Source organism: Synechococcus sp. MU1617, assembly GCF_020514235.1.
Classification (GTDB): domain Bacteria; phylum Cyanobacteriota; class Cyanobacteriia; order PCC-6307; family Cyanobiaceae; genus Parasynechococcus.
Genome location: NZ_VTLB01000002.1, coordinates 487,864 through 509,604, shown reverse-complemented (window position 1 = coordinate 509,604; position 21,741 = coordinate 487,864). Strand labels below are relative to the sequence as shown.

Genomic DNA, 21,741 nt, shown 5'->3' with positions numbered 1-21,741 from the left:
AAAGGCTCTTGCATCAAAGAGACCCCACCAAATCGAGAAACAGAGGACGCAAACTCTCCGGTGCATTGCGTTGGCGGACCGCTTGCGCCTTGGACCCAAAGGCCGCACGCGCAGCGACGTCCTCCAAGGCCCGGCGCAAAGGTGTTGCCATGTCGGTGGAAGCGACGTGCTCGGACACAAGCCAACCGTTCAATCCTGGATCAATCAGATCCGCGGGGCCCGTCGGACAGTCCACCGCAAGGCAGGCAAGACCAGAGGCCATCGCCTCAAGCAACACATTGGGATAGCCCTCAAACCGAGATGCAAGAACAAACAGATCACTGGCCCTGTACCAATCCCCCACGTTGCCGACGTTCCCCGGAAGGACCAAACGGGAGGAGTCTGAACCCATCAGCTGGCGCAGCCGTGCCGCCTGATGGAGACCGCGATACGGCTCGTCCTCGATGCCCAAAATCACCAGCGACCAATCGGTGAAGTCAGCCTGTAGGCCAGCAAAAGCGGCCACCAAGCGGTCAAAGCCTTTCTGATGGAGCTTGGTACCAACCGCCAAGATCATCTTCTGCCCCGACGGAACAAAAGCCTCGGGAGTGAGCTGGGGAGCAAGTCTTGGGATCGGCCAAACGATCGCATTGGGCAAAACCGCGGTGCGGCGGGCCAAGCCCCGTTGATGAAGCCATTGGGCAATGCCCTGCGTTTGCACCAAATGCAAATCAGCTCTGGGATACGCCAAACGACGCAGCAGACGCCAACGCCAAGCCAATGGACGGGCCGGAGGATAGTTGCGCTCCGAGATCACCAAGCGCGACGACAGACCGATCGCCGCCAGCGCCAACTTGATCGATGGCAGCGTCGTCATACCGATCAAGAGATCTGGTTGCTCTCGTCGAAGCAACTTGCGCAAGCGCAAAAGCTTCAACGGCCAAAACAAGGAACGATCCAACAAGCCCAAGAGGCCAGGCTCCCGCAAGCGACGGAGACCAGAGGGGACGGGATAGAAATCGTGGCTAGCGGGCTTCGAGGTCAACAAGGTGACGTTCCAACCGGCTTCCGACAACCATTCGGCCCATTGAAGAGTGACGCGCTCAGCACCACCAAGCTTGAGAGAATCAATGAAAAGCAGGACCGACCTGCGCTGCTGAGCTGCTGCCTTCATGGCTCTGGCTCGTTCAATTGCCTCTGCACCAAGGCCGCGATCGTGTCAGTCAAGCTCCCTTCCGAGGAGTGATTTAGCAGTCGGGCCCAATCACGGCATGCCTCTGGGGTCACGGAACCACCCGCCTGGTGAAGCTCCTCACAACTTTTCTGCAACGACTCAAGGAAGAGGAGATGGTTTTCCTGAGGCGTCCTTCCCCTGACACGTCGCCTCGGAGCAAGTCCTACAGCGTTGGCGCTCGACCAAGCTTTCAACAGGGTCAACGCATCACTGCGGACCGTTCCGTATTGACGGGGATCCAGCAGAAAGCCAAGGGCAAGACCTCGTCCGAGGTTGCTGGACATGCGGAACAAGGCATCAGGATTCATCTGATCCCTGTTGATCGCATGACTGAATGCAGCCAAGCGTTGCCAACAGCGCGCCAACAATGGCATGTCCCCTTGAAGCAGAGCGAGGTGATAAGTGGCACTGCTAATGGACACGTACAGCTTTCCTAGGTTTTGGCGATTGGACTGCAAGCAACAGGTTGTTGCTCCATCGCTGCGCAACGTCTCCGCGACGTCCTCCAATGCCACAACCAACTGCTGGGCACGCGCCATATTCTTCAAGCGAAGAATCAGATAGGCCTCAGCGACCAGCGCATAGGAGCGCCGGGTGAGGTCAAGGTCCGCACGATGCGCGAGCCAACGAAAGACCTCATCGCTTTGGTGGAGATCACGGGGGCGGGATCCGGTACGAAATAGAACACGATCCACAGCCCGATAATCGGAAGCCAACAGGCAGCGCTCCAGCAGAGCAAAGGCTTCGGACAAGGCACCAGACCTCAGCGCCAAGGTGCACTGCATTGCAACAACATCGATGGCATCCGGCCAGCGGCGGCGTGCCGAATCAGCAATCCAGGACGCTTGTTGATAGTCGTGAAGGCGAAGGCTGGCATCAAACATGAGGTAGCTGGTTGACGCTGACGTGAGCCTCCCCTGCGTGAGCCGAAACACAACAACGCCGAAAGCATGACCCAAGCGACTGTTTCGCCAGACATACGCCAACGAACTGGTCCAGACCCGTTCACGCCGCTGGTTCAGAGCTTTCAGTAACGCAAAAATCGGCGGAGCAACTCGTTTGAGCCATTTCTTGAAAGCAGCTAGCTGTCGAGAGAGCTGCTCCTTCATCCAGCGCATTCCGCTTGAGAACGCAGCAACTTCAGCATGCGACGCGTGCGACCGGCGTAGGTGTAACCGTCGATCCCAGTCAATCGCTTTTCAAGGCTGGGCCCTTCTCCACCCAGCACCCGTTGGAGCTGCTGGCTGAACTCCAAAGGATCCGGTGGGCAGAGGCTGCAAATCGCTTCGAAGGAACGCAGAGCGTGAATCCGTGTGGATACCACTGGCAAACCAGCGAAAAGATACTCAAAAAATTTCATCGGGAACATTGCCCGGGTGTAGCCGTTGCACTGCAGTGGCAGCCAGGCGCACTGAAAGGCAGCCAAAAACCTCGGGAGTTGGCTGTAGGGCTTGGGGCCGAGCCAATGCACATTGCTGAGGCCAAACAACTGAGAAAGATCGGTGCTGGGCTCCCCCTCTGACTGTGGGCCAATAAAAACGAAGTGCCACTCAGGGTGGCGGAGGGCAACAGCGCGGATCAAGCCAAAATCAAGTTTGTAGCTGCTGATCGCGCCAACAAAACCAATTTTGGGTTCAGGGATTCCCGCCAACTCAGGCGGATCAACAAACCCTGGGGCCTGACGCAGCGCAATTGAGGCTGAAAAATGATCCCGATCCGCCACATTAGGCTCATAACAAATTTTATCCGTATGCCTGGCCAGTTGCTCAGCGAGATACGGCGACGTAGTGAAGACCTGATCGACAACATGACACAAACGTGCTTCCTGTGATTCGATCAAACTCTTGGGCATGCAGGGTTGCTCTTGAACAGCATCAACTGCGTGATAAACCGATAGTTCGAACCCCTTTAACGGCAGATAAAGCAACGTCAACGGGTTGTACGTCCAGAGCCAAGGGGAGCGGAAGCGCAGCAACCAACAAGCGATTGAGATACTCAAATGCACAACCATGCGGTTCAGGCGAAGCGAAACCCCACGGGAGCCCCCCGGCAACACCAACGGCGATAACACCCAGATCCCCGGTCGCACAGCCCGCACAAAGCGCAGTCCGAGAAACAGCCTCCGAAGAATCCTTCTGAAATCCTGAGTTTTGACCTGAACTGAGCGCAAGCCGAGGGATTCAACGTACAGAACACGCTCACCTTCAGCCGCTAATGCACAGGCAACGTGCTGTTTATTTGTCCAGAGTGGGTGATCCCAATCCGCCGTAGAGAGCAGAACGATATCTGCCATCAAGTATTTTCAATGCGATACATATCTCTGAACGTCTCGGAGGACTCGCAAAGAGAGACAAAATCACCCTGAGCATGAATCCTGCCATTTTCGATCTCGACAATTCGATCACACTTTTTGACCGTCGATAAGCGATGGGCGATGACAATCGTTGTGCATCGACGCCCAACCAGATCCAAGGCCTGGAGAACATCATGCTCCGTCCTGTTATCGAGAGCACTCGTCGCTTCATCCAGAACAAGAACTTTGGCCCCACGGTAAAAAGCTCGCGCTAGAGCAAGACGCTGACGCTGCCCCCCAGACAATTTCACGCCATTCTCACCAATCATGGTGTAAAGCCCGTACGGCATTTGAGCAACAACATCATCGAACTGAGCTGTTTTCAAAGCCGCCCAAATATCTTCATCATCGATCAAATCGTTGTCCAATCCAAAAGCAACATTATCGCGAATACTTCCATCAAAAAGACGAATATCCTGCGGAACCAAAGCGCAATTGGCCTGCCATGCCGGCAAGTCCTGCGCACTCACAGGAATGCCGTCCAACATGAGTTGGCCCGAAGATGGCTGTAGCAAACCCAGAAGCAAATGAGCAATCGTTGTTTTTCCGCTTCCGGTGCGCCCAACCAAAGCAAAACGAGATCCAATCGGAATAGATATATTGATAGAATCAAGAATTAATTTTTCACTCCGGCGATACGAAAAACTGACATCCTTCAACTGGATAAGTCTGCGGGGCAACAGCCCTTCCGGAGTTGGAACTCCAGGAGAAGACAACAGAAGTCGCTCAGACTTCAGATCCAACAAGTCCAGTGCATCTTTAATCTCAGGAAGACCACCACGCAAACGATTGAGACTGCGAAACGTGTTCTGGAGTGGCCCAGAAATCTTCAGCAGTGTGAACATGATTGCGAATAAATCTGGAATCGCATTACGCACATCGCTCGGGTCTCCATTCAAAACTGCCGGAGCCAAACCAACCAAGAAAAGAATCGAGATGCCAGCAGGCTCGATCAAAAAACGAGGAACATCGGGCAACAAACGTGTTAATCGATCGTACCGCTTTGCGATGACTCCATCGGAAGAAAAGCGAGTCACAAAATATTTGTCAGCGGAATACAGGTGAACATCACGAATAGATCGCAATGACTCCATAAGCAAAAGATTGATGCGGCGGCCATAACGGACGCGTTGCTTGGTGGCCAACCTCAGATATGGAGTGATAAGAACTGAAGCCAGCGCGTAGGCCATCAGCATGAGCAAGAAGATGGCCAAAGCCTGATATCCAAGGACAAAAACAACCCCAATCAGCAATGACGTCACCGACAAGGCATTACCAGCAATCGCGATCAAAGGAATGACAACTTTCGTCGAAACACTGTTTAGTATTCGATTGAATTTTTCAGAGAGATTGGCCGTGCGATTTTCAATAAAAAATTCATATCGCTGCTGAAGAACATTTTGGTACACCTGATTGACAAGGTCATTCCATATTTCTGCACTCAAGAGGCTTTGCATCAAAGACACAAGAAAGCGCACGAAAGACGTGAGCCAGAAGGAAGCAATCAACAAGGCCAACAACCAACCCGTTTGATCTAAAATCCCCCCACCAAAAACCCAAATTCCAGGCAAACGGTCAGCAAGTTTTGCACCTGAAAAAAGGCCCACAAATCGGGCCAAAAAAGCAATCAGAAGGAGATCAAGAATCCCCTGAAAGAACGAGGCAAGGAGAACAAAACCAACCAACCGCTTCCTCTGTGCCGGCAACTTACCCAGCAACGCCGAAATATCTTTCCAGGTCTGACTCTGCAGCGAAAATCTTGGAAACTGACGGCTCATCTTTCCCAAGCCAGAACCGACGCATCAACCTCTTCAATGACCGTACGCGTCAGGGATCAGGCTGAACTAGCGGGAAGGCCAGCCGGGCAACCGATTGACCACTCGCTGCAGCCGAGCGAGCAGTTGCTGCAGTTGCAACCGCCACGTGGGAGGGCTGTTCAGCGGTGGTCCCGATGCATCCTCAAGGGCATCCAGTTGAGCGAAGGCGTTACGCCAGCGGTCCAACAGCGCAGTTTCTGAACACTCCTGAAGAAGAGCCTCCAAGCGATCGTCCGCGGGGCGCCAACGCTGCGGCGAAGCAACAGCAGCCTTGATCCGTTCAAGGTCGAAACGCAGTCGGCCACAACCGATCTGATGCACGGTCTGACCGGGGTCGCCGTAGTCGGCCAAAGCATGATTCAGGCTGCTGAACACAACGCAGCCGCAGGCCAATGCCTCTAGCGGCGGCAACCCAAAACCCTCAGTCACGCCGCGGCCGCGCCAATACTCCGCTGAGTCGTAGAGGTACACCGTGGAGCGGTTGAACAGATCCACCAAGTCATCCACCCAGCCTGTCTGCACCTCCACCTCAAGACCCGCCTGCCGCAACGCCGGCACCAGTTGCTTCAGCACATAGGGACTGCTCTTGCGGGCCTGCACCAGCACATCGATCGGTCGACGATGACGGGCCGAACGGTCGCCACGGTTGAGCCAGGCCTGGTCCAGGGCATTCGGAACTAGGAACAGGGGATTGCGGGGAGCCTTGTTCCCCCAATAGCCCAAGGTGTTGCGGCTGACAGCCATCACAGGAACCCCTGGCGGCAAGCCAAATCCGTACTGACTGCTGTGGGCGTGATACACCACCCGGCGGCCATTCAAGCGCCTGATCAAGCCAGGAACGTCAAAGCCCCAACTCACCACCCAAAGGACCTGTGCACTGGGAGGCTCTTGGCGAAGGCAGTCGTCCAAGTACGGATGATCGACGGAACGTTCGCGATAGGTGACCAGTTCTGTTGAGCACAGATTCGCCACCAATCGAGCGGTCTGCTGTTCGACGCTGAGCCCACCACAACGAAAGCGACGGCTGATCCCTGGGACCAGAAAACGAATCAGTTGGGTGGGCACCAGTGAAAACTCAAGCGGCTGCAGCCTCGGTACTGCCTGCCCGCTGTCGGCGGGTGAGGAAACCAAACAGCACTTTGCCAATGGCTGCAACAAGATTGCCTTCCAGTTCCTTGAACATGTTCATGTTCAGGTGGAAAGCATGATTGGCTTCTTCGACGATGCGGTCGGCTGTGGCCTGATCGATCGGAAGACTATCCATCGCAGCGCGGTAGTTGGTCTTGAACGCCTTCTCATCGGCGATGTCATCGAAGACGTAGAAACGAAGACCGTCGTCACCATCCATATTCATCGCTTTCTGAGCGATGTTTTTGAGGATCTGACCACCAGAGAGATCACCGAGATAACGGGTGTAGTGATGGCCAACCAAGAGCTCAGGGGACTCCTTCGCTACGGCATGAATCCGTTCAACGTAAGCCGCTGCGGACGGAGACGGTTGAATCTGCTCTTTCCAACCCGCACCGAAGTAATAGGTGAGGTCTTGCTCGAGAGATTCACGACGATTGAGCTCTTTCTTGCCAATCGGTCCGACAATCGGATGATCACCCAACTTGTCGATCTCTTCTTCCATCGCCTCGTAGACGAAGTAGAGGTCTGCAACAAGCTTGCGATAGCTGGATTTGTCGACGACACCCTTCAGGAAGCAGCTCACAAAGCCGGTGTTCTCGGCCATGGTGTGCGACTTTTTCGTGCCTTCACGAATCTGGGCAGCCAGTGCAACGGACATGAATGCTTGTGATTGGACCGATAGGAGGACCCTATAAGCAGTCCACGTCAGGGTGGCCACGAGCGTTGCGAAGGGTTACGCCGCTGTATCGGACGAAGCATTCCGATCAAACAGTTCGAACAGCTCGCGACAGATCTGCTGAAGCTGCTTCACCTGATGCTGCTGGGGCAGGTGGGGGCCTTCCGGTAACCATTCACCGACCGTGGCGAGACGCCAGCGTTCACCGTCGTAGGTCATGCCCCGCATCAACACCCCCAGCAGGCGCAGCTGGTCATCACCGCGCTCCGCGCAAATCCGCAATTGCATCAGCAAACTGCGGCATTCCAATCGCGGACTCCAGCCAGGGAAGTGAAAGGCAAGGTCGAGTGATTCCGTTTCACTCCACTGTCGGGTCTGCGGGTCGTCCCGCCAGGGGCTGAGGTTGGCCTGCGCAGCCGGAAACTGACGGCGAACAAGGGTGATCGTGGAAGCCAGTGCTCGCATCCGGGCAACGCTATGTACCGACTCGCCCGCGTTCACTGCAACCTCCTGATTCCGCACAGTGTGCAGGGAGAAGCAAGAGGTCGCCGTTACGGTTGCCCGAGGTTTACGAAACCATGACGCAACCGCTGCACCTCGGCCTGCTGGGCGCCATGCCGGAGGAGATCGGCTCGGATCTCAGCCACCTGAAGGATCTGAGCTGCAGCAACCACGGAGACCTCGCAATCCACAGGGGATCGTGGAGCGACACGGTGCGCCTCAGCTTGGCCTGGAGCGGTTGGGGCAAAGTCAGCGCGGCGCGGGCGGCAACACGCCTGCTCGCCAGCGATCCCAGCATCGATTTGCTGGTGTTTACCGGTGTTGCCGGCGCTGCCGATCCTGCTCTGCGTCAGTGGGATGTGGTGTTGGCCGATGCCGTGGTGCAGCACGACATGGATGCCCGGCCCCTGTTCCCAAGGTTCACGCTGCCAGCGCTGAACAAGGACCGGCTCCAACCACAGCCGGCTTGGTTCCACTGGGCCAAGAGCGCTCTGCTGGAGGCCCACGACGCGGGCGACCTGGACGGTTTCGCACAGCCAAGCAGTGGGCTGATCGCCACAGGGGATCGCTTCATCGGCGATCCAGCGGTGCTGCAGAAACTGCGGGATGCCATTCCGGATCTGCGGGCCGTTGAAATGGAAGGTGCGGCCGTCGCGCAGGTGGCCGAACAGGAGGGCGTCCCCTGGTTGGTGCTGCGGGTGATCTCCGATGGTGCCGATGAAGCAGCCGCCCAGAGCTTCGAAGACTTCGTCAAGCGCTACGAACAACAGGCCTGGCGGCTGATTGAGGCCCTGCTGAAGCGCTGCGGTGACGCGCCCACGCCCCCACAATGCGGATGACGCCTGTGCTGAATCGGTTGATGCGGTATGGCCTGGTGGGGGTCAGCGCCGCGGCCGTTCACATCGGCGTGCTGCTGCTGCTGGGCCAGTGGATGAGCCTGAGCCTGGCCAACCCCATCGCCTTCCTGGCCGCATCGGTGGCGGGCTATGTCGGCCATGCCCTGCTGACCTTCCGTGAAGAGACCGGAGGCCGCCAGTTCGCCCGGCGCTGGCTGCTGCTGCAGTACGTGGTCAATATCAGTGTGTGCGCCCTGCTGCCGCTGCTCCAGGCCCCGACCCTGGTGCTGGTGTTCACACCCACGCTGCTGAATGCCCTGATCTGGAGCCGAGCGGCCCGCTTCAGTGCCAAGGCCCGTCAGCAACAAAACGGCCAACCCCCACTGCTCCACGCCGACGACCTCGGCCTAGCGGAGGGGGTGGATGCGGCCATCATCGATCTCGCCCAAAGCGGACGGCTTCAGGGGGCCAGTCTTCTGGTGCATGGTCCCAGTGCGGCCGATGCCATAGAGGCCTGGCGCGACCTTGCCGATCCACCACCGCTCACCCTTCATCTCTGCCTCACCGAAGGGCATCGTCTGGCCAAATGCCCAGATCTGCCGAGCGGATTCGGCACCTTGCTGCTGGCTTCGCTCCTGCCCTGGCAGCGCCGACGCATCGCCCCCCAGCTGCGCATGGTTCTGCAGCAGCAGATCAGCCGCTACCGCCAACTCACAGGCCTGAGCCAGATCCGCCTCGATGGCCACCAGCACATCCACCTTGTGCCCCTGGTGCTGGATGTCGTGCTGGATCTGGCCCCTTCCGAATCGATCACCTGGGTGCGCACGACGCGGGAACCCTTGCCGGAAGGTCTATCGCTCAGGCTTTGGTGGCGCAGCCTGCAGACAGGCGGCCTGATCAAGTGGCTGGTTCTGCAGCTGCTGAGCGGGCTAGCGATCCACCGTCTGCGCCGGGCTGGCCTTGAAACCAACCAGCACTTCGCCGGGGTGTTGTTCAGCGGATGGATGTTCGGAACAGCGTTTCGCCGCAGCTGGGAAACGGCCTACAGCTCAATCAATGTCGACCGTGCTTCACAGCCGGTTGTTCTGATCCACCCAGCCCTCCCTGATGCCGTATCAGGCATGGATCAGGAGGCGTTTCAGCAGTCTGTGGCCTTTTTCAATTCAACCAACCGTCAAAAGGAGTGGACGTCAGCGCAACAGCTCTGAAAGCTGCATCCAGCCCCAAACTCCGACAGAAAATCTTAAAAGCGCATAAATTCACAAAAACGAAGGCATCCACAGATCTTTCCAAAATGATTGAAAACCAATTCGAAACAAAAATATGTGAATCATTTGCATAGATAAATATTCGCGCGATTGAGCAAGAGATTAGGGACAGGGACAGGGACAATACTGATATTCTTGCTAAAGTAGTAAAATGGATCAATATCTCACCACAGCTCCCCGCGACACATGCCTTCGCTCCACCAGCTAATCGAAGAATCATTTACATCTTCAAGCAGAAAAACCGGGAAGTACGACAGCTACTATCTATCATATGCGTCTGCCCTTGAAAAATTTTTAACTGAAAAGAAAGAAACCGGTGAGCCAATAAAATTACTAGAAATTGGTGTAATGGACGGGGGCTCTCTAGAGGCTTGGAAGAAAATCCTAGGCTCAAACTCTAAGGTTTATGGGCTTGACCTCAATCCTGAGTGTAAGCGTCTAAGCTGCGACGATTATTCAGTTTTCATTGGAGACCAAAGCGATCCTAGAGTATGGCAAAATCTAATCAACAATTGCGGACAATTTGATATCATTATTGACGATGGCAGTCACATTGGATTTTCGCAAGCAAAAACAATAGATTTCGCGCTAAATGGAGCCATCGGCGACGAGGGAATTGTTATCATAGAAGATACACACACCGCATATATCGATCACTTTCTTGGCGACGGCACAGGAGTAAACTTTTTCGACAAAGTAAACGATATCATTGAAAGAATAAACTCTCGCTCCATAAGACTATTAAACGACCCAAGCTCTAGATTGTCCTATATAAAAGACAATGACACAGTGAGAACCTCAGTAGAAAATCTAATAATTTTTGAGTCGATAGTCTCCCTAAAGATTAAAAGAGGGATTACGAATTCAAGCAAAGCAGGATCAAAAGGAAACAAGCTTGCATCTCAAACGATTTCGAAAGACGTGCGGGCAGACTCAAAAATATACCTGTAATTTGCTCCCCCCAGTAAAATAGTACAACGAAAATCTATGAAAATAATGATGTAACGCAAGCAATAAATAGCCTCAAAATGGGTTTCATTGTAGATATTACTGCTCTACTTTCATGATGCCTGCATCCAAAAAGTTAACCTAAAAAAATACCCGAATATTTTTCAACGCAACTGACTCCCAAAAAATCGGCTTTAGCGCAACAGCTCTGAGCCCTGATGCACTGCGCGGACGAAATAGTGCGGACGCCGTTTGACGTCGATGTAGATCCGGCCGATGTATTCGCCCAGCACGCCAATGCCGATCAACTGGATCCCCCCCAGGAACAGAACGGCCACGATCAATGAGGCGTAGCCCGGCAGGTCGACACCAAAAACCAGGGTGCGCAACACGATCAGGGCGGCATAGACAAAGCTCAGAAACGAAATCAGCACACCAATCACACCCCAGACTTTCAAGGGCTTCACGGTGAACGAAAAGATGCCGTCCAAGGCATAGCGCCAGAGCTTGAGGGAGCTCCAGGAGGTGGTGCCACCAACCCTGGCCACACGGCTGTATGCGATCTCCTCACTGCGGTAGCCGGTCCAAGGCATCAACCCTTTCGAGAAGCGGGTGGCCTCACGCAACTGGGTCACCGCCTCCACCACTGGAGCACTCAAGAGTCGAAAGTCGCCGGCCCCCTCCTGAAGCTGGATCGAATCAACCAGGCGGTTGAACACCCGATAGAACCAGGAGGCCGTGGCCACCTTCACTAGCCCTTCGGCATCACGGTCATCCCGCACCGCGGTGACCACCTCAGCGCCGTTGCGCCAGGCTTGCACCATCGCCGGAATCCGCTCCGGGGGATGTTGCAGATCAGAATCAATCAGCACCGCAGCAGCACAGCGGCCGTTGGCGTAGTCCAGGCCCGCGAGCATCGCCGCCTCCTTGCCGAAGTTGCGGGTGAGTTCCAAAAGGGTGACGGCCTGGTCGGCATGGCTCTGCTGCCAGGCACGGATCACCGCCACCGTGGCATCGGACGATCCGTCATCAATGAGCAGCAAATGGTCCACCTCCTGCAAGGCCGTGACCCGCTCCATAAAGGTGCTGATGACCTCAGCTTCGTTGAAGCAGGCCGCTACCACCCACACCTGCTCGCTGGCCATTAATGCAAGGTCTGCACTGCAGTGAACCGTAGGTCTCCCGGCTCAGTCATAGGCTCAGCCTGCTGACGCCCGACCAACCGACATGGCCCAGTTCGAGAAGCTCACCACCCCCAGCCAGGGCACACCAATTCGCTTCGAGAACGGTCAGCCCGTGGTGGCCGACAACCCGATCATCCCCTTCATCCGAGGTGATGGCACCGGTGTAGACATCTGGCCCGCAACGCAGAAGGTGCTGGATGCGGCCGTGGCCAAGGCCTACGGCGGCAGCAAGAGCATCGAATGGTTCAAGGTGTACGCCGGCGATGAGGCCTGCGACCTCTATGGCACCTACCAGTACCTGCCTGAGGACACCCTCGAGGCAATCCGCGCCTACGGCGTAGCCATCAAAGGCCCCCTCACCACGCCGGTGGGCGGCGGCATCCGATCGCTGAACGTAGCCCTGAGACAGATCTTTGATCTGTATTCCTGCGTGCGCCCATGCCGTTACTACGAGGGCACCCCAAGCCCCCACAAGCGTCCCCAGGATTTGGACGTGATCGTCTATCGGGAGAACACCGAAGACATCTACATGGGGGTGGAATGGGAAGCCGATGACGCCGTCGGCCAGGAGCTGCGAAAGCATCTCAATGAAGTGGTCATCCCCGCCAACGGCAAGCTTGGCAAGCGCCAGATCCCCGAAGGATCCGGCATCGGCATCAAACCCGTGAGCAAACACGGCAGCCAGCGCCACATCCGCAAGGCGATCCAACACGCCCTACGCCTGGAAGGCGACAAGCGTCACGTAACCCTGGTGCACAAAGGCAACATCATGAAGTTCACGGAAGGGGCCTTCCGTGACTGGGGCTATGAACTGGCCACCACCGAATTCCGCGACGTGTGCATCACCGAGCGGGAAAGCTGGATCCTCGGCAACCTCGAGAAGGATCCCAACCTGAGCGTGCAGGACAACGGCCGGATGATTGAGCCGGGTTACGACAGCCTCACTCCTGAGAAAAAGGCCGACATCGATGCCGAGGTGCAAGCGGTGCTCGATGCCATTGGCCGCAGCCACGGCGGCGGCAAGTGGAAGGAGATGGTGCTGGTGGACGACCGCATCGCCGATAGCATCTTTCAGCAGATCCAGACCCGCCCCCAGGAGTATTCGATCCTCGCCACGCTCAACCTCAACGGCGACTACATCTCAGACGCCGCAGCTGCGATGGTGGGCGGTCTGGGAATGGCCCCCGGCGCCAACATCGGCGAGAACGCTGCCATCTTCGAAGCCACCCACGGCACCGCCCCGAAACACGCCGGCCTCGATCGGATCAACCCCGGTTCGGTGATCCTCAGCGGCGTGATGATGCTGGAATTCCTCGGCTGGCAGGAGGCTGCTGATCTGGTGACCAAGGGTCTCAGTGCCGCCATCGCCGACAAGCAGGTCACCTACGACCTAGCGCGATTGATGGAACCCCAGGTGGATCCGGTGAGCTGCAGCGGTTTCGCCGAAGCAGTCATCGCCCGTTTCTGAACACTCAACAACAGGTCATCTGTGATCATCAATCACTCGAAGAAATTCATATTTTTCGCCAACCGAAAGACAGCATCAACATCGACAGCTATTGCGCTATCGAGCAGCTGCAATCACAAAGATGTGATTACTCCCTTAGGTCGAGACGAGAAAATTCGCAAAGAACTTGGCTACCAGGGGCCCACCAATTTCATTCCCTGGTGGAACAAAGTGAATTATTTTGCCATCAAGGCAAAATGCAAAATACAGAAAAAAGGCGTCAGCCGGTACCTCAAATCAATTGGCCTACACACACATATTGAAGCAACAACCGCCCTCAGCAAGAATTACATCAGCGCATCGACGCTCGAGAGCTATTACAGCTTCTGCTTTATTCGCAACCCATGGGACCACGCGCTGTCCCAGTTTTTCGAACTCAAAAAAGACCAGAGACTGCAAACTCTCGACCTGGACACCTTCATCGAAGGAGGAATGCTGGAGAAGTTCGCAACATCATGCAGATCGATTTACAGCCACGAAGGAAACATTCTGGTCAAACGCTTGTATCGCTACGAAAACCTCCAGGAAACAGTCGACAGCATTTTCAACGACCTCAACCTGACGGGAAACCCACGACTCCCAACAGCCAAGTCGAACTTGCGTACTGACAAAAGACCCTACAAAGACTTACTCAATTTCAACCAAAAAAATAAAATTGAGCACATTTTTGACCAGGAAATTGAATGGGGAAAATATCAATTTTAAAGAGCTTCAAGAGCGAAACCGTTCTGATGAGGAAGCCTGAGCCAAACAAACAACGATTTCTCTTCAAACCCAGCCGTCCGCAGGCTGATCGATCCAGACTCTGCTCATGACCCAGCCAGGCAGTGCCGAGCCCGCGACCAGCACTCTCCCCGGACTTCCCGCAGGCGCCGCTGACCCCTGCGTGCACTGCGGCTTCTGCCTGCCCACCTGTGCCAGCTATCGCGTGTTGGCCAGTGAGATGGACTCCCCCCGCGGTCGCATCCATGCTCTGCGGGCGATCGAGGCCGGTGAGCTGGAGCTGGATGCAACGGTGGCCAGCCATTTCGACACCTGCCTGGGCTGCTTCGCCTGCGTTTCGGCTTGTCCTTCGGGAGTCCGCTACGACCAGCTGATCGAGGCCACCCGGCCCAAGCTGAATCAGACCAACCACCGCAGCAGCTGGCAGACCAGCTTCCGCAAGCTGCTACTGCAGGTGCTGCCCTACCCCAAGCGCTTGCGGGCCCTGCTCCAACCCCTGAGGGCCTACGCCGGCACACCACTCCAACGCCTGGCCCGCCGCTCAGGTCTCACCCGTCTGTTCGGGCCGGAGATCGAAGCGATGGAGCAACTACTGCCCCCCCTGGCACCAGAAAGCTTCAGCGACCAACTGCCCCAGATCAATCCCGCCAGCGGGGAATGCCGAGGCCGCGTAGCGCTGTTGCTGGGCTGCGTGCAGCGCTGCTTCGATCCCAGCGTGAGCAACGCAACGGTGAAGGTGTTGCAGGCCAACGGTTTTGAGGTGGTGATTCCGCCGGACCAGGGCTGCTGTGGGGCGGTGAGCCATCACCAGGGGGAGCTGGAGCTCACCCGCCAACTGGCGAGGGATCTGATCCAGAGCATGAATGCCGTTGAGGGAGATCTGGATGCGGTGCTGGTGGCCGCTTCAGGCTGTGGCCACACGATGAAAGCCTATGGCGAGCTGCTGAACAGCAAGGCTTCATTTCGGGCTCCGGTGCTGGATGTGCAGGAATTCCTTGCTGACCGCGGCCTCGTGGAGACGTTCCACGCCCAACTGCAACCTCTCCCCGGCGTGGTGGCCATGCATGACGCTTGCCACATGATTCATGGCCAGGGGATCCAGGCCCAGCCCCGCCAGCTGCTGCGCGCCATCCCCGGCATTCAGCTGCGGGAAGCGACCGAAGCGGGGGTGTGCTGCGGCAGCGCCGGCATCTACAACCTGGTGCAACCGGAGGAAGCCGCCGAACTGGGCCGGATCAAGGCCGATGATCTCAGCGGCACCGGCGCTGAATGGGTGGCCAGCGCCAACATTGGTTGCACCCTGCAGCTGCGGCGACACCTGGGCGATCGGACCCAGGTGCAGCACCCGATGGAACTGCTGGCCGCCTCAGCCGGCCTGCATCCTCTGCCAGGCGTCACGCAGGGTGTCGGCACCACCGAGATTGCCGGGGAAGGTGAGGATCGGCACTCCGCTGCAGAGTCCCGCTGAGGGGCGCACCAGCGACAGCCCCGGCAGCAGCTGGCCTTCCAACTGAACCGACTCGAGGGCCAGGCCCCTGGCCAGCAGTGTCTGGGTGGTGATGCCGCCTTTGCTGATCAGATAACCCAGATCAGGAGCGAGAGATGCCGCGAGTCGCCCCATCAACTCGGCCAGAGCGCAGGACAAGCGCCGGCCCTCCTGCTCTGAAGCACAGCGCAGCTCACCACGGCTGGTGAACAGCACCGGCGTGAGGCCTGCTCCAAGCAGCTCATAAAGCTGCTGCAGCCAGACCCGTTCCAAGTCGGCCAGCAGCAGATCAGGTGTCGGGCCCTCCAGCACCCGAGCGATGCGCGGCACCGGCAGCTCAACCCCTTGGCATCCCGGTTCCGCCAGCAGCAGCTCCAGTTGCTGATCCGCCAAGGGCACGTGGGAACCCACCATCACCAGTCCAGGCAGAGGCGTTCCATCGCAAGCCGAGCGCCGCAACCCCGCCAGGCCCTCGGGATCAAGCGGCGGCGGTCCGGGATCCGCCAGAGCCTTCACCATGCTGGCGGCGGAGCGAAACAGAAACCGTTTCTCCCTCTGCAGGGCGCGCACCGCTGCGGCCAGTGCGTTGAGTTGCTCCTGCCGCTCGGCATCCACAACCACCGCTGCATTGCCTTGGAGACCACGCAGGCGATCGATCAACAGCGGCAGCCCCCCAGCACAGGCGGCATCAAGGTCGCGGCCACTAATCCGCTGCACTGACGCCGCGGCAATGGCGCCATTGCTTTTCTCCTCCAGCCAGTGGGCCAGATCACTGCTGCTGAACCCAAACAGCCGGTCCTGGGCAAACGGCGTGGTGTGCACCGGTTCCCCGTGGAGGAGATGCACCCCGTTCACGGTGGTGCGTCCCCCTTCCAAGAACGCCGGAACGTGGAGCGTGGCATCAAAGGGCCCGAAGGACGCCTGCAAGACCTCAGGTTCCAGCACCCCATGACCGCGCAAGGTGGAATCCCCGCGACTCACCAGCAGCACCTGATCACGCGCCAACCCCTCCCGGTGCAGCGCGTGATCCAAGGCCGCCGCAATATCGCGGTTGCGTTCCGCTGCATCCGTTGGCGTCAGCGCCCGGGTGTCGGCCAGCAGGAACAACAAGGGCGACGCATGGCGCAGCCCCCGGCGCAGGCTGTCGACATCCCAATGCAACAGCAGCGGACAGCTATGCACCGTCTGCGAGCCGGTGGGATCGTCGTCAATGACCACAACCTTCATGGCACCATCGTGCCGTGATCCATTCCCCCGCCAGCCGCAGCGCTCTGATCGACCTGGTGCGCCAGTGGCATCAGGACGGCACCCCCTGGAGCCCCAGTGGCCTTGGGACACGCCTGGACTGGGGCCCACCGCTGGATCCCCGCCATGAGGTGCTCTCCTGCCGGCAGCTCAACCGGGTGATCGACCATGCCGTGGACGATCTGACCATCACGGTGGAAGCCGGCCTGCCCTTGCAGGACCTGCAGGATCAGTTGGCAAAGCAGGGGCAATGGCTGCCCATTGACTGGCCCCGAGCCGGCACTCCTGGAAGCATCGGCGGCCTGGTGGCCCGTGGACTGGCGGGGGGACTGCGGCAACGCCATCTTGGGGTGCGCGATCAGATCATCGGCATCGGCCTGTTGCGCGCGGATGGCACCGAAGCCCATGCCGGTGGCCGTGTGGTGAAGAACGTGGCGGGCTACGACCTAATGCGGCTGCTCTGCGGCAGCTGGGGGAGCCTGGCGCTGATCACCGAACTCACTCTGCGGCTGCAACCGCTGCGCCCCGCCCGGAGCAGCCTGCTCGTGGACGGCGACCTGAAAGCCCAGGAGGCCTTCCGCAGCGAACTGCTGCGCTCCAGCCTGACGCCGGAACGCTGTGACTGGATCAACAGCGGCGATGGTGCATGGCGGCTGCGGCTGGTGGTGAGCAGCGTGTCGGAGCAGGCGGTGGAGGACCAGCTGAAGCAGCTCGAGGCGGTGGCTGCGGAACAGCAGCTCAACACCGAACGAAAGGCCTGCGCCGATGCCCTGACCACACCCTTCGGTGCCAGCCCCACAACGCAGCTGGTGCGGCTGGTGCTGCCGCCGGCCCAGTTGCAGCGGTTGTTGCGGGATGAGGCGATGAAGGCCCTCAAGTTGTGGTGCTGGGAGCTGGCCGCCGGAGCCGGATGCGGTGATGGCTGGTGCGATGCCGCCACGCCGGATCATCAGCTGGAGGCCCTGCGCCGCAGCGTGATCGGCCTCGGCGGCGAAATGTCGCTGTTGAAACGCGCGGCCGGATCAACAGTGCCGGTCTGGCTAGACCGTCCCTCCCGACCGCTGATCGAAGCGGTGAAACGCCAGTTCGACCCCAAACTGCAACTCAGCCGAGGCCGTCTGCCGGGGGTGGATCAGGAGACGCTATAGCGACAGGCGAGGGTCTGCCTCGCACCGGGTTCCAACACCAGCTTGCAGTCACCGCTGACCAGAGCCTGCCGGGGCCCCGTCCAGGGTTCCAGACAGACCATCGGCCGCGGAGGCTCAGTCCAAACCACGCTGAGATCCAGCGGTGCCTGATGCTGCAGTTCCAGCGTCACCCCGGTGGCGTCATCGATCAGGCTGACTGGGCCCGCTGGGCGGCAGAGGAAATCCACCCCCTCCGGCAGCCGCTTGAGCTGATCCACCGTGGACGCATCCGCCATCTCCAGATGGTTGAGGCAGCGCTCCGCCAAACCCGTGAGCCGGGTCTGGGCCAGGTCGCTCACGTTGAAGTAGGGATGCAGGCCAAAGCTGAAGGGCATGGCGGCATCACCGCAGTTGTGCACGGTGGTGGAGATCTCCAAGGCAGAGGTAACTGGGCGCAGCTCCATCTCCAAACGGAACGGGAAGGGATAGGCCTTAAGCGTTTCGTCGGTGCTGGACAACGTCAGCCGCACACCGCTCTGATCCTCCAACAGCTGAAGCTGCCAGGGCAGATCCCGGGCGAAGCCGTGCTGCTTGAGGGGGTACTCAACGCCGTCCACCGGCAGCACATCACCGGGCAGGTTGCCGCAGATCGGGAACAGCACCGGAATACCGCCGCGAATGCTTTTGGTGGGATCGGAGTAACGCTCCTGATCGAAATACAGGACCTCCCGCCCTCCGCAACACCAACCGCTGACCAATCCACCCCGCTCAGGAATGATCCGCAACCGATCACCGCTGCTGGGATGCACAAAGTCCCAGTGGGCGTAGGGGGCCGACTGCTGGGTGAGGGTCATGGGCATCCGCCGGAACGCGGGGTAGCTACTTCACTCCCTTAGCCAGCAGATCCGCATTTGTCGGTGCCACAGCCGACTGGAGACCCTCCAGCCATTGCAGCAAGGCCGTATTCACCTGATCCGGCACTTCATCGTGCGGGCAGTGCCCGGCCTCAAGGACCACCTCGGTGGTGGCCTCCGGGGCATGGCGCTGGAAGGTGGAACGGCGACCGGGGGCATTGATCCAGGGATCACGGATGCCCCAGAGCAACAACAGCGGCGCCGTCAGTTCCGCAAAAAGCTCATCAAGGGGCTGACCGCGAGGGATGTCGAAGACGGTGCGGAACACCCCGAAAGCGCCGGGATCGAGGGAGGGGCGCCGGATCGACTCCACCAACCAGTCATCGACGTTGGTGGAGTCGACGTAGACCTGATTGAGGGTGCGGCGGATCGTGGCAGGCCGACGCAGGTTCTCGAACAGCAACCGCTGCAGCACTGGGCTCTTCAGCAGGGCTGTGCCGATGCTCTGGCGGGCTATGGCGCCCCAGCCTTGCGGTGGTTTCTGCTCATCACTGAAGGGACCGGCAGCATTGAGCAAGACAACCCCCGCGCAGTCCGATCCCAGTGCGGCCCCGGCAGCAAGGGCCGCGAATCCACCGAGGGAATTGCCGGCGATCACCGTCGGACGGCCGATCCGCTCGCGCACATAGGCCACCAGTTGATCGCGCCACAGGGCACCGCCGTAGTTCAGGCCTGCAGGCTTGGCACTTCTGCCGAAGCCCAGCAGGTCAATCGCATGCACGGAATGGGTCTGGGCCAACACGGGAATGTTGTGGCGCCAGTGATCGGTGGATGCCCCGAACCCATGAACCAACAGAAGGGCCGGACGATCAGCACTGTCCTGCTCAGGATGCTGCTGCACAGTGTGCACGGCGTGGCCGAGATGGCTCCAGGTGACGCGATCCACAGCCGGCTGCGAGGGACGCGATGCTAAGCAGCACTGAGGCAGCCTGGATGGTGAGCTACGAGGTCATGGGCGGACCGCTGGCGGACGCATCCGTCTGGCGCGGGGCTTTGCTCTGGGCCATCGCCCTTTACGTGCCGCTGAGCGCACCCCTCAGCAAGCTGGAATCCAGCCTGGAGGACAGTGAGCTCCCTGAATCAGTGCGTCAACCGACCTTGGTGATCAGCAGCCTGCTGCTGGCCCTGGTCACCGGCGTCGTCACCCAGCTTGGATTCAGCTGGGCCTTGGGTCCGGGCTGGGCCTCAAGCCTTGGCGTTGTGGCCGTGGGCTGGAGTGTTTTGCTCATCCTCGCCAATACCGGCAAAGACGACTGATTCAGGAGGCACCCGCCAGGGGATCAGCAGCAAATTCGTCGGGCACCTGGTTGCCATCCTCGGGTGGCTTGTCTTTGAGGACGATGCGCAGCAGCACCGGTGCGAGGAAGGTGGTGCCGATCACCATCAGCAGAATCGCTGCTTCAAGGCCAGGGCTGAGCAAGCCTGAAGCCGTTCCCAGGCCCAGGAAAATCAGGCCAACTTCGCCTCGGGGCATCATCCCAAGACCCACCACCAATTTATTGGTCTTTTCCTTGCTGAAGATGGCCCAGCCGGCAGCCACCTTGCCAATGATCGCCACGACGAACAGGAAGGCCGCAACCACCAGAGCAGAACGGGCCCCGGGGTCGGAAGGATTGATCACCGACAGATCCATGCCGGCACCCACCAGAACAAAGAAAACGGTGGCGAACAGGCCAACGATGGGGGTGACCGCCGCCTGAATCTCGTGGCGGTGCTTGGAGGTGCTTGCGATCAAACCAGCAGCGAAGGCCCCAAGGGCAGCCTCCAGACCAATCGCTGAAGCAACAAAACAACTGACGGCCAGTAGCAGGTAGGAACCAATCAACTTGGCGCCCGGGGCCTTGAGTTGGTCAATCATCCAATCAAAAGCTGGTGCGGCCTTCTGGCTCAACAACAGGGCCACCACCACGAACAGCACCGCTGCCACCACCAACTGGACGATGGGGCCAATCTCCAGACTTCCGCCGGCTCCCAAGGACACCACAATGGCCAAGATGACAATGCCAAGAATGTCGTCAAGAACGGCAGCGCCGATCACGATCTGCCCCTCACGGGTGCGCAAATAACCGAGTTCACCGAAAACACTGGCGGTGATGCCGATGCTGGTTGCCGTCATCGAGGCACCGGCAAAGATCGCGGGGATCGCATCAACGTGGAAGATGGCCATCAGGCCAAGGGTGCCGAGGGCAAAGGGCAGCACCACACCCACCACGGCGACGCTGAAGGCCTGGGCCCCCACCGCCATCAATTCCTCCAACTCGCTCTCGAGACCTGTAAGGAAAAGCAGGGAGTAGAGCCCCAACGTGGCCACCGCCTGCAAAGCCCCGAAGCTCTCGTTGTACAGAAGCGGAATCTCGTCCACCGGCACATGGGACAGGCCGGAGACCACCTCGGAAAAAGCGCCAGAGAGCTGTACCTGAGTCTCCGGCGGCACCAGGAGATGCAAACCCGAGGCACCGATCAGCACGCCAGCCAGGAGCTCCCCAAGGATGGTGGGCAGCTCGAAACGCACCAGCACCTCGGCGAGGGTGCGGGCCGCCACGAAGATGAGCATGAAGCGAAGGACGCCGATCAGCGTTTCCGCCAATTCGAGGTCATGGCTGCTGATTTCGCTCAGCAGGGTGGGCAGCAGCATCAAGCCGGGCATGTCTCACGCCGAACCTTAATGGTGATTCCGCCACTGAACTGTTCGCTGAAAGATCCCAATTAACTGGAGATGCTGTAGAAGCGGCATTTTTTGCAGGCAGCCCCAGTTGTGATCGCTACGGTCCGAGTAATTCATTGAGTTGGGCTCCGAGCACCCCTGGCCTGA

General features: G+C 58.7%; 20 protein-coding genes. 8 read left to right on the top strand and 12 right to left on the bottom strand.

The features are described 5' to 3' along the window. Window positions 1-13 precede the first annotated feature (13 nt). From FZZ90_RS06430 to FZZ90_RS06400, 7 genes are all read right to left on the bottom strand, one after another. Window positions 14-1,153: a glycosyltransferase gene (locus FZZ90_RS06430; RefSeq protein WP_226424889.1), complete on the bottom strand. Its 1,140-nt coding sequence runs from the start codon at window positions 1,151-1,153 to the stop codon at window positions 14-16. Next, entirely contained in the window at window positions 1,150-2,097 is a 948-nt protein-coding gene (locus FZZ90_RS06425) for a hypothetical protein (RefSeq protein WP_226424888.1), read from the bottom strand. The genes FZZ90_RS06430 and FZZ90_RS06425 overlap by 4 nt, the downstream gene beginning before the upstream one ends. A 221-nt stretch (window positions 2,098-2,318) precedes the next feature. Continuing rightward, window positions 2,319-2,936, bottom strand: coding sequence for a glycosyltransferase (locus FZZ90_RS06420; RefSeq protein WP_226424887.1), 618 nt, complete (start codon window positions 2,934-2,936; stop codon window positions 2,319-2,321). A gap of 569 nt (window positions 2,937-3,505) precedes the next feature. After that, window positions 3,506-5,344 (bottom strand): ABC transporter ATP-binding protein, encoded by a 1,839-nt coding sequence (locus tag FZZ90_RS06415; protein WP_226424886.1) that lies wholly within the window; start codon window positions 5,342-5,344, stop codon window positions 3,506-3,508. Window positions 5,345-5,410: 66 nt separating this feature from the next. Continuing rightward, entirely contained in the window at window positions 5,411-6,448 is a 1,038-nt protein-coding gene (locus FZZ90_RS06410; protein ID WP_226424885.1) for a glycosyltransferase, read from the bottom strand. Between the two features lie 10 nt (window positions 6,449-6,458). Beyond that, complete coding sequence (locus FZZ90_RS06405; protein ID WP_226424884.1) at window positions 6,459-7,172, bottom strand: heme oxygenase (biliverdin-producing); 714 nt, start codon at window positions 7,170-7,172, stop codon at window positions 6,459-6,461. A 75-nt stretch (window positions 7,173-7,247) separates the two neighbouring features. Continuing rightward, a complete protein-coding gene (locus tag FZZ90_RS06400; RefSeq protein WP_226424883.1) occupies window positions 7,248-7,655 on the bottom strand; it encodes a hypothetical protein in 408 nt (135 codons plus the stop codon). Between the two features lie 113 nt (window positions 7,656-7,768). On the opposite strand from FZZ90_RS06400, the gene FZZ90_RS06395 reads away from it, so the two are divergent. The 3 genes from FZZ90_RS06395 (at window position 7,769) to FZZ90_RS06385 (ending at window position 10,746) form a co-directional block, all read left to right on the top strand. Further along, window positions 7,769-8,530, top strand: a complete 762-nt coding sequence (locus tag FZZ90_RS06395) for a 5'-methylthioadenosine/adenosylhomocysteine nucleosidase (protein WP_226424882.1) — start codon at window positions 7,769-7,771, stop codon at window positions 8,528-8,530. Continuing rightward, complete coding sequence (locus FZZ90_RS06390; protein ID WP_370631035.1) at window positions 8,527-9,735, top strand: ChbG/HpnK family deacetylase; 1,209 nt, start codon at window positions 8,527-8,529, stop codon at window positions 9,733-9,735. Before FZZ90_RS06395 ends, FZZ90_RS06390 begins: the two co-directional genes overlap by 4 nt. A gap of 246 nt (window positions 9,736-9,981) precedes the next feature. Beyond that, a complete protein-coding gene (locus tag FZZ90_RS06385) occupies window positions 9,982-10,746 on the top strand; it encodes a hypothetical protein (protein WP_226424880.1) in 765 nt (254 codons plus the stop codon). A gap of 191 nt (window positions 10,747-10,937) precedes the next feature. On the opposite strand, the gene FZZ90_RS06380 is transcribed toward FZZ90_RS06385, so the two are convergent. Next, window positions 10,938-11,888: a glycosyltransferase family 2 protein gene (locus FZZ90_RS06380; protein ID WP_226424879.1), complete on the bottom strand. Its 951-nt coding sequence runs from the start codon at window positions 11,886-11,888 to the stop codon at window positions 10,938-10,940. 82 nt (window positions 11,889-11,970) lie between these two features. On the opposite strand from FZZ90_RS06380, the gene FZZ90_RS06375 reads away from it, so the two are divergent. The 3 genes from FZZ90_RS06375 to FZZ90_RS06365 all read left to right on the top strand — a co-directional run bounded on the left by FZZ90_RS06375 (window position 11,971) and on the right by FZZ90_RS06365 (window position 15,625). Continuing rightward, entirely contained in the window at window positions 11,971-13,395 is a 1,425-nt protein-coding gene (locus tag FZZ90_RS06375) for an NADP-dependent isocitrate dehydrogenase (protein ID WP_226424878.1), read from the top strand. 21 nt (window positions 13,396-13,416) lie between these two features. Continuing rightward, entirely contained in the window at window positions 13,417-14,139 is a 723-nt protein-coding gene (locus FZZ90_RS06370; RefSeq protein ID WP_226424877.1) for a sulfotransferase family 2 domain-containing protein, read from the top strand. A gap of 106 nt (window positions 14,140-14,245) precedes the next feature. After that, a complete protein-coding gene (locus FZZ90_RS06365) occupies window positions 14,246-15,625 on the top strand; it encodes a (Fe-S)-binding protein (protein WP_226424876.1) in 1,380 nt (459 codons plus the stop codon). Here the strand turns inward: FZZ90_RS06365 and FZZ90_RS06360 are convergent. Next, complete coding sequence (locus tag FZZ90_RS06360; RefSeq protein WP_226424875.1) at window positions 15,524-16,870, bottom strand: four-carbon acid sugar kinase family protein; 1,347 nt, start codon at window positions 16,868-16,870, stop codon at window positions 15,524-15,526. The two genes, FZZ90_RS06365 and FZZ90_RS06360, sit on opposite strands and share 102 nt — an antisense overlap. 14 nt (window positions 16,871-16,884) lie before the next feature. On the opposite strand from FZZ90_RS06360, the gene FZZ90_RS06355 reads away from it, so the two are divergent. Beyond that, window positions 16,885-18,036 (top strand): FAD-binding oxidoreductase, encoded by a 1,152-nt coding sequence (locus FZZ90_RS06355; protein ID WP_226424874.1) that lies wholly within the window; start codon window positions 16,885-16,887, stop codon window positions 18,034-18,036. Here the strand turns inward: FZZ90_RS06355 and FZZ90_RS06350 are convergent. After that, window positions 18,021-18,875 carry a galactose mutarotase gene (locus FZZ90_RS06350; protein ID WP_226424873.1) on the bottom strand — a complete coding sequence of 285 codons (855 nt, stop codon included), beginning with the start codon at window positions 18,873-18,875 and terminating at the stop codon, window positions 18,021-18,023. The two genes, FZZ90_RS06355 and FZZ90_RS06350, sit on opposite strands and share 16 nt — an antisense overlap. Before the next feature lie 19 nt (window positions 18,876-18,894). After that, window positions 18,895-19,815, bottom strand: a complete 921-nt coding sequence (locus tag FZZ90_RS06345; RefSeq protein ID WP_226424872.1) for an alpha/beta fold hydrolase — start codon at window positions 19,813-19,815, stop codon at window positions 18,895-18,897. A 20-nt stretch (window positions 19,816-19,835) separates the two neighbouring features. Between FZZ90_RS06345 and FZZ90_RS06340 the strand changes: the two genes are divergently transcribed. Continuing rightward, window positions 19,836-20,186 carry a hypothetical protein gene (locus tag FZZ90_RS06340; protein ID WP_226424871.1) on the top strand — a complete coding sequence of 117 codons (351 nt, stop codon included), beginning with the start codon at window positions 19,836-19,838 and terminating at the stop codon, window positions 20,184-20,186. Between the two features lies 1 nt (window position 20,187). Here FZZ90_RS06340 and FZZ90_RS06335 read toward each other — a convergent pair whose 3' ends face one another. Then, complete coding sequence (locus FZZ90_RS06335; RefSeq protein WP_226424870.1) at window positions 20,188-21,564, bottom strand: cation:proton antiporter; 1,377 nt, start codon at window positions 21,562-21,564, stop codon at window positions 20,188-20,190. Between the last annotated feature and the right edge of the window lie 177 nt (window positions 21,565-21,741).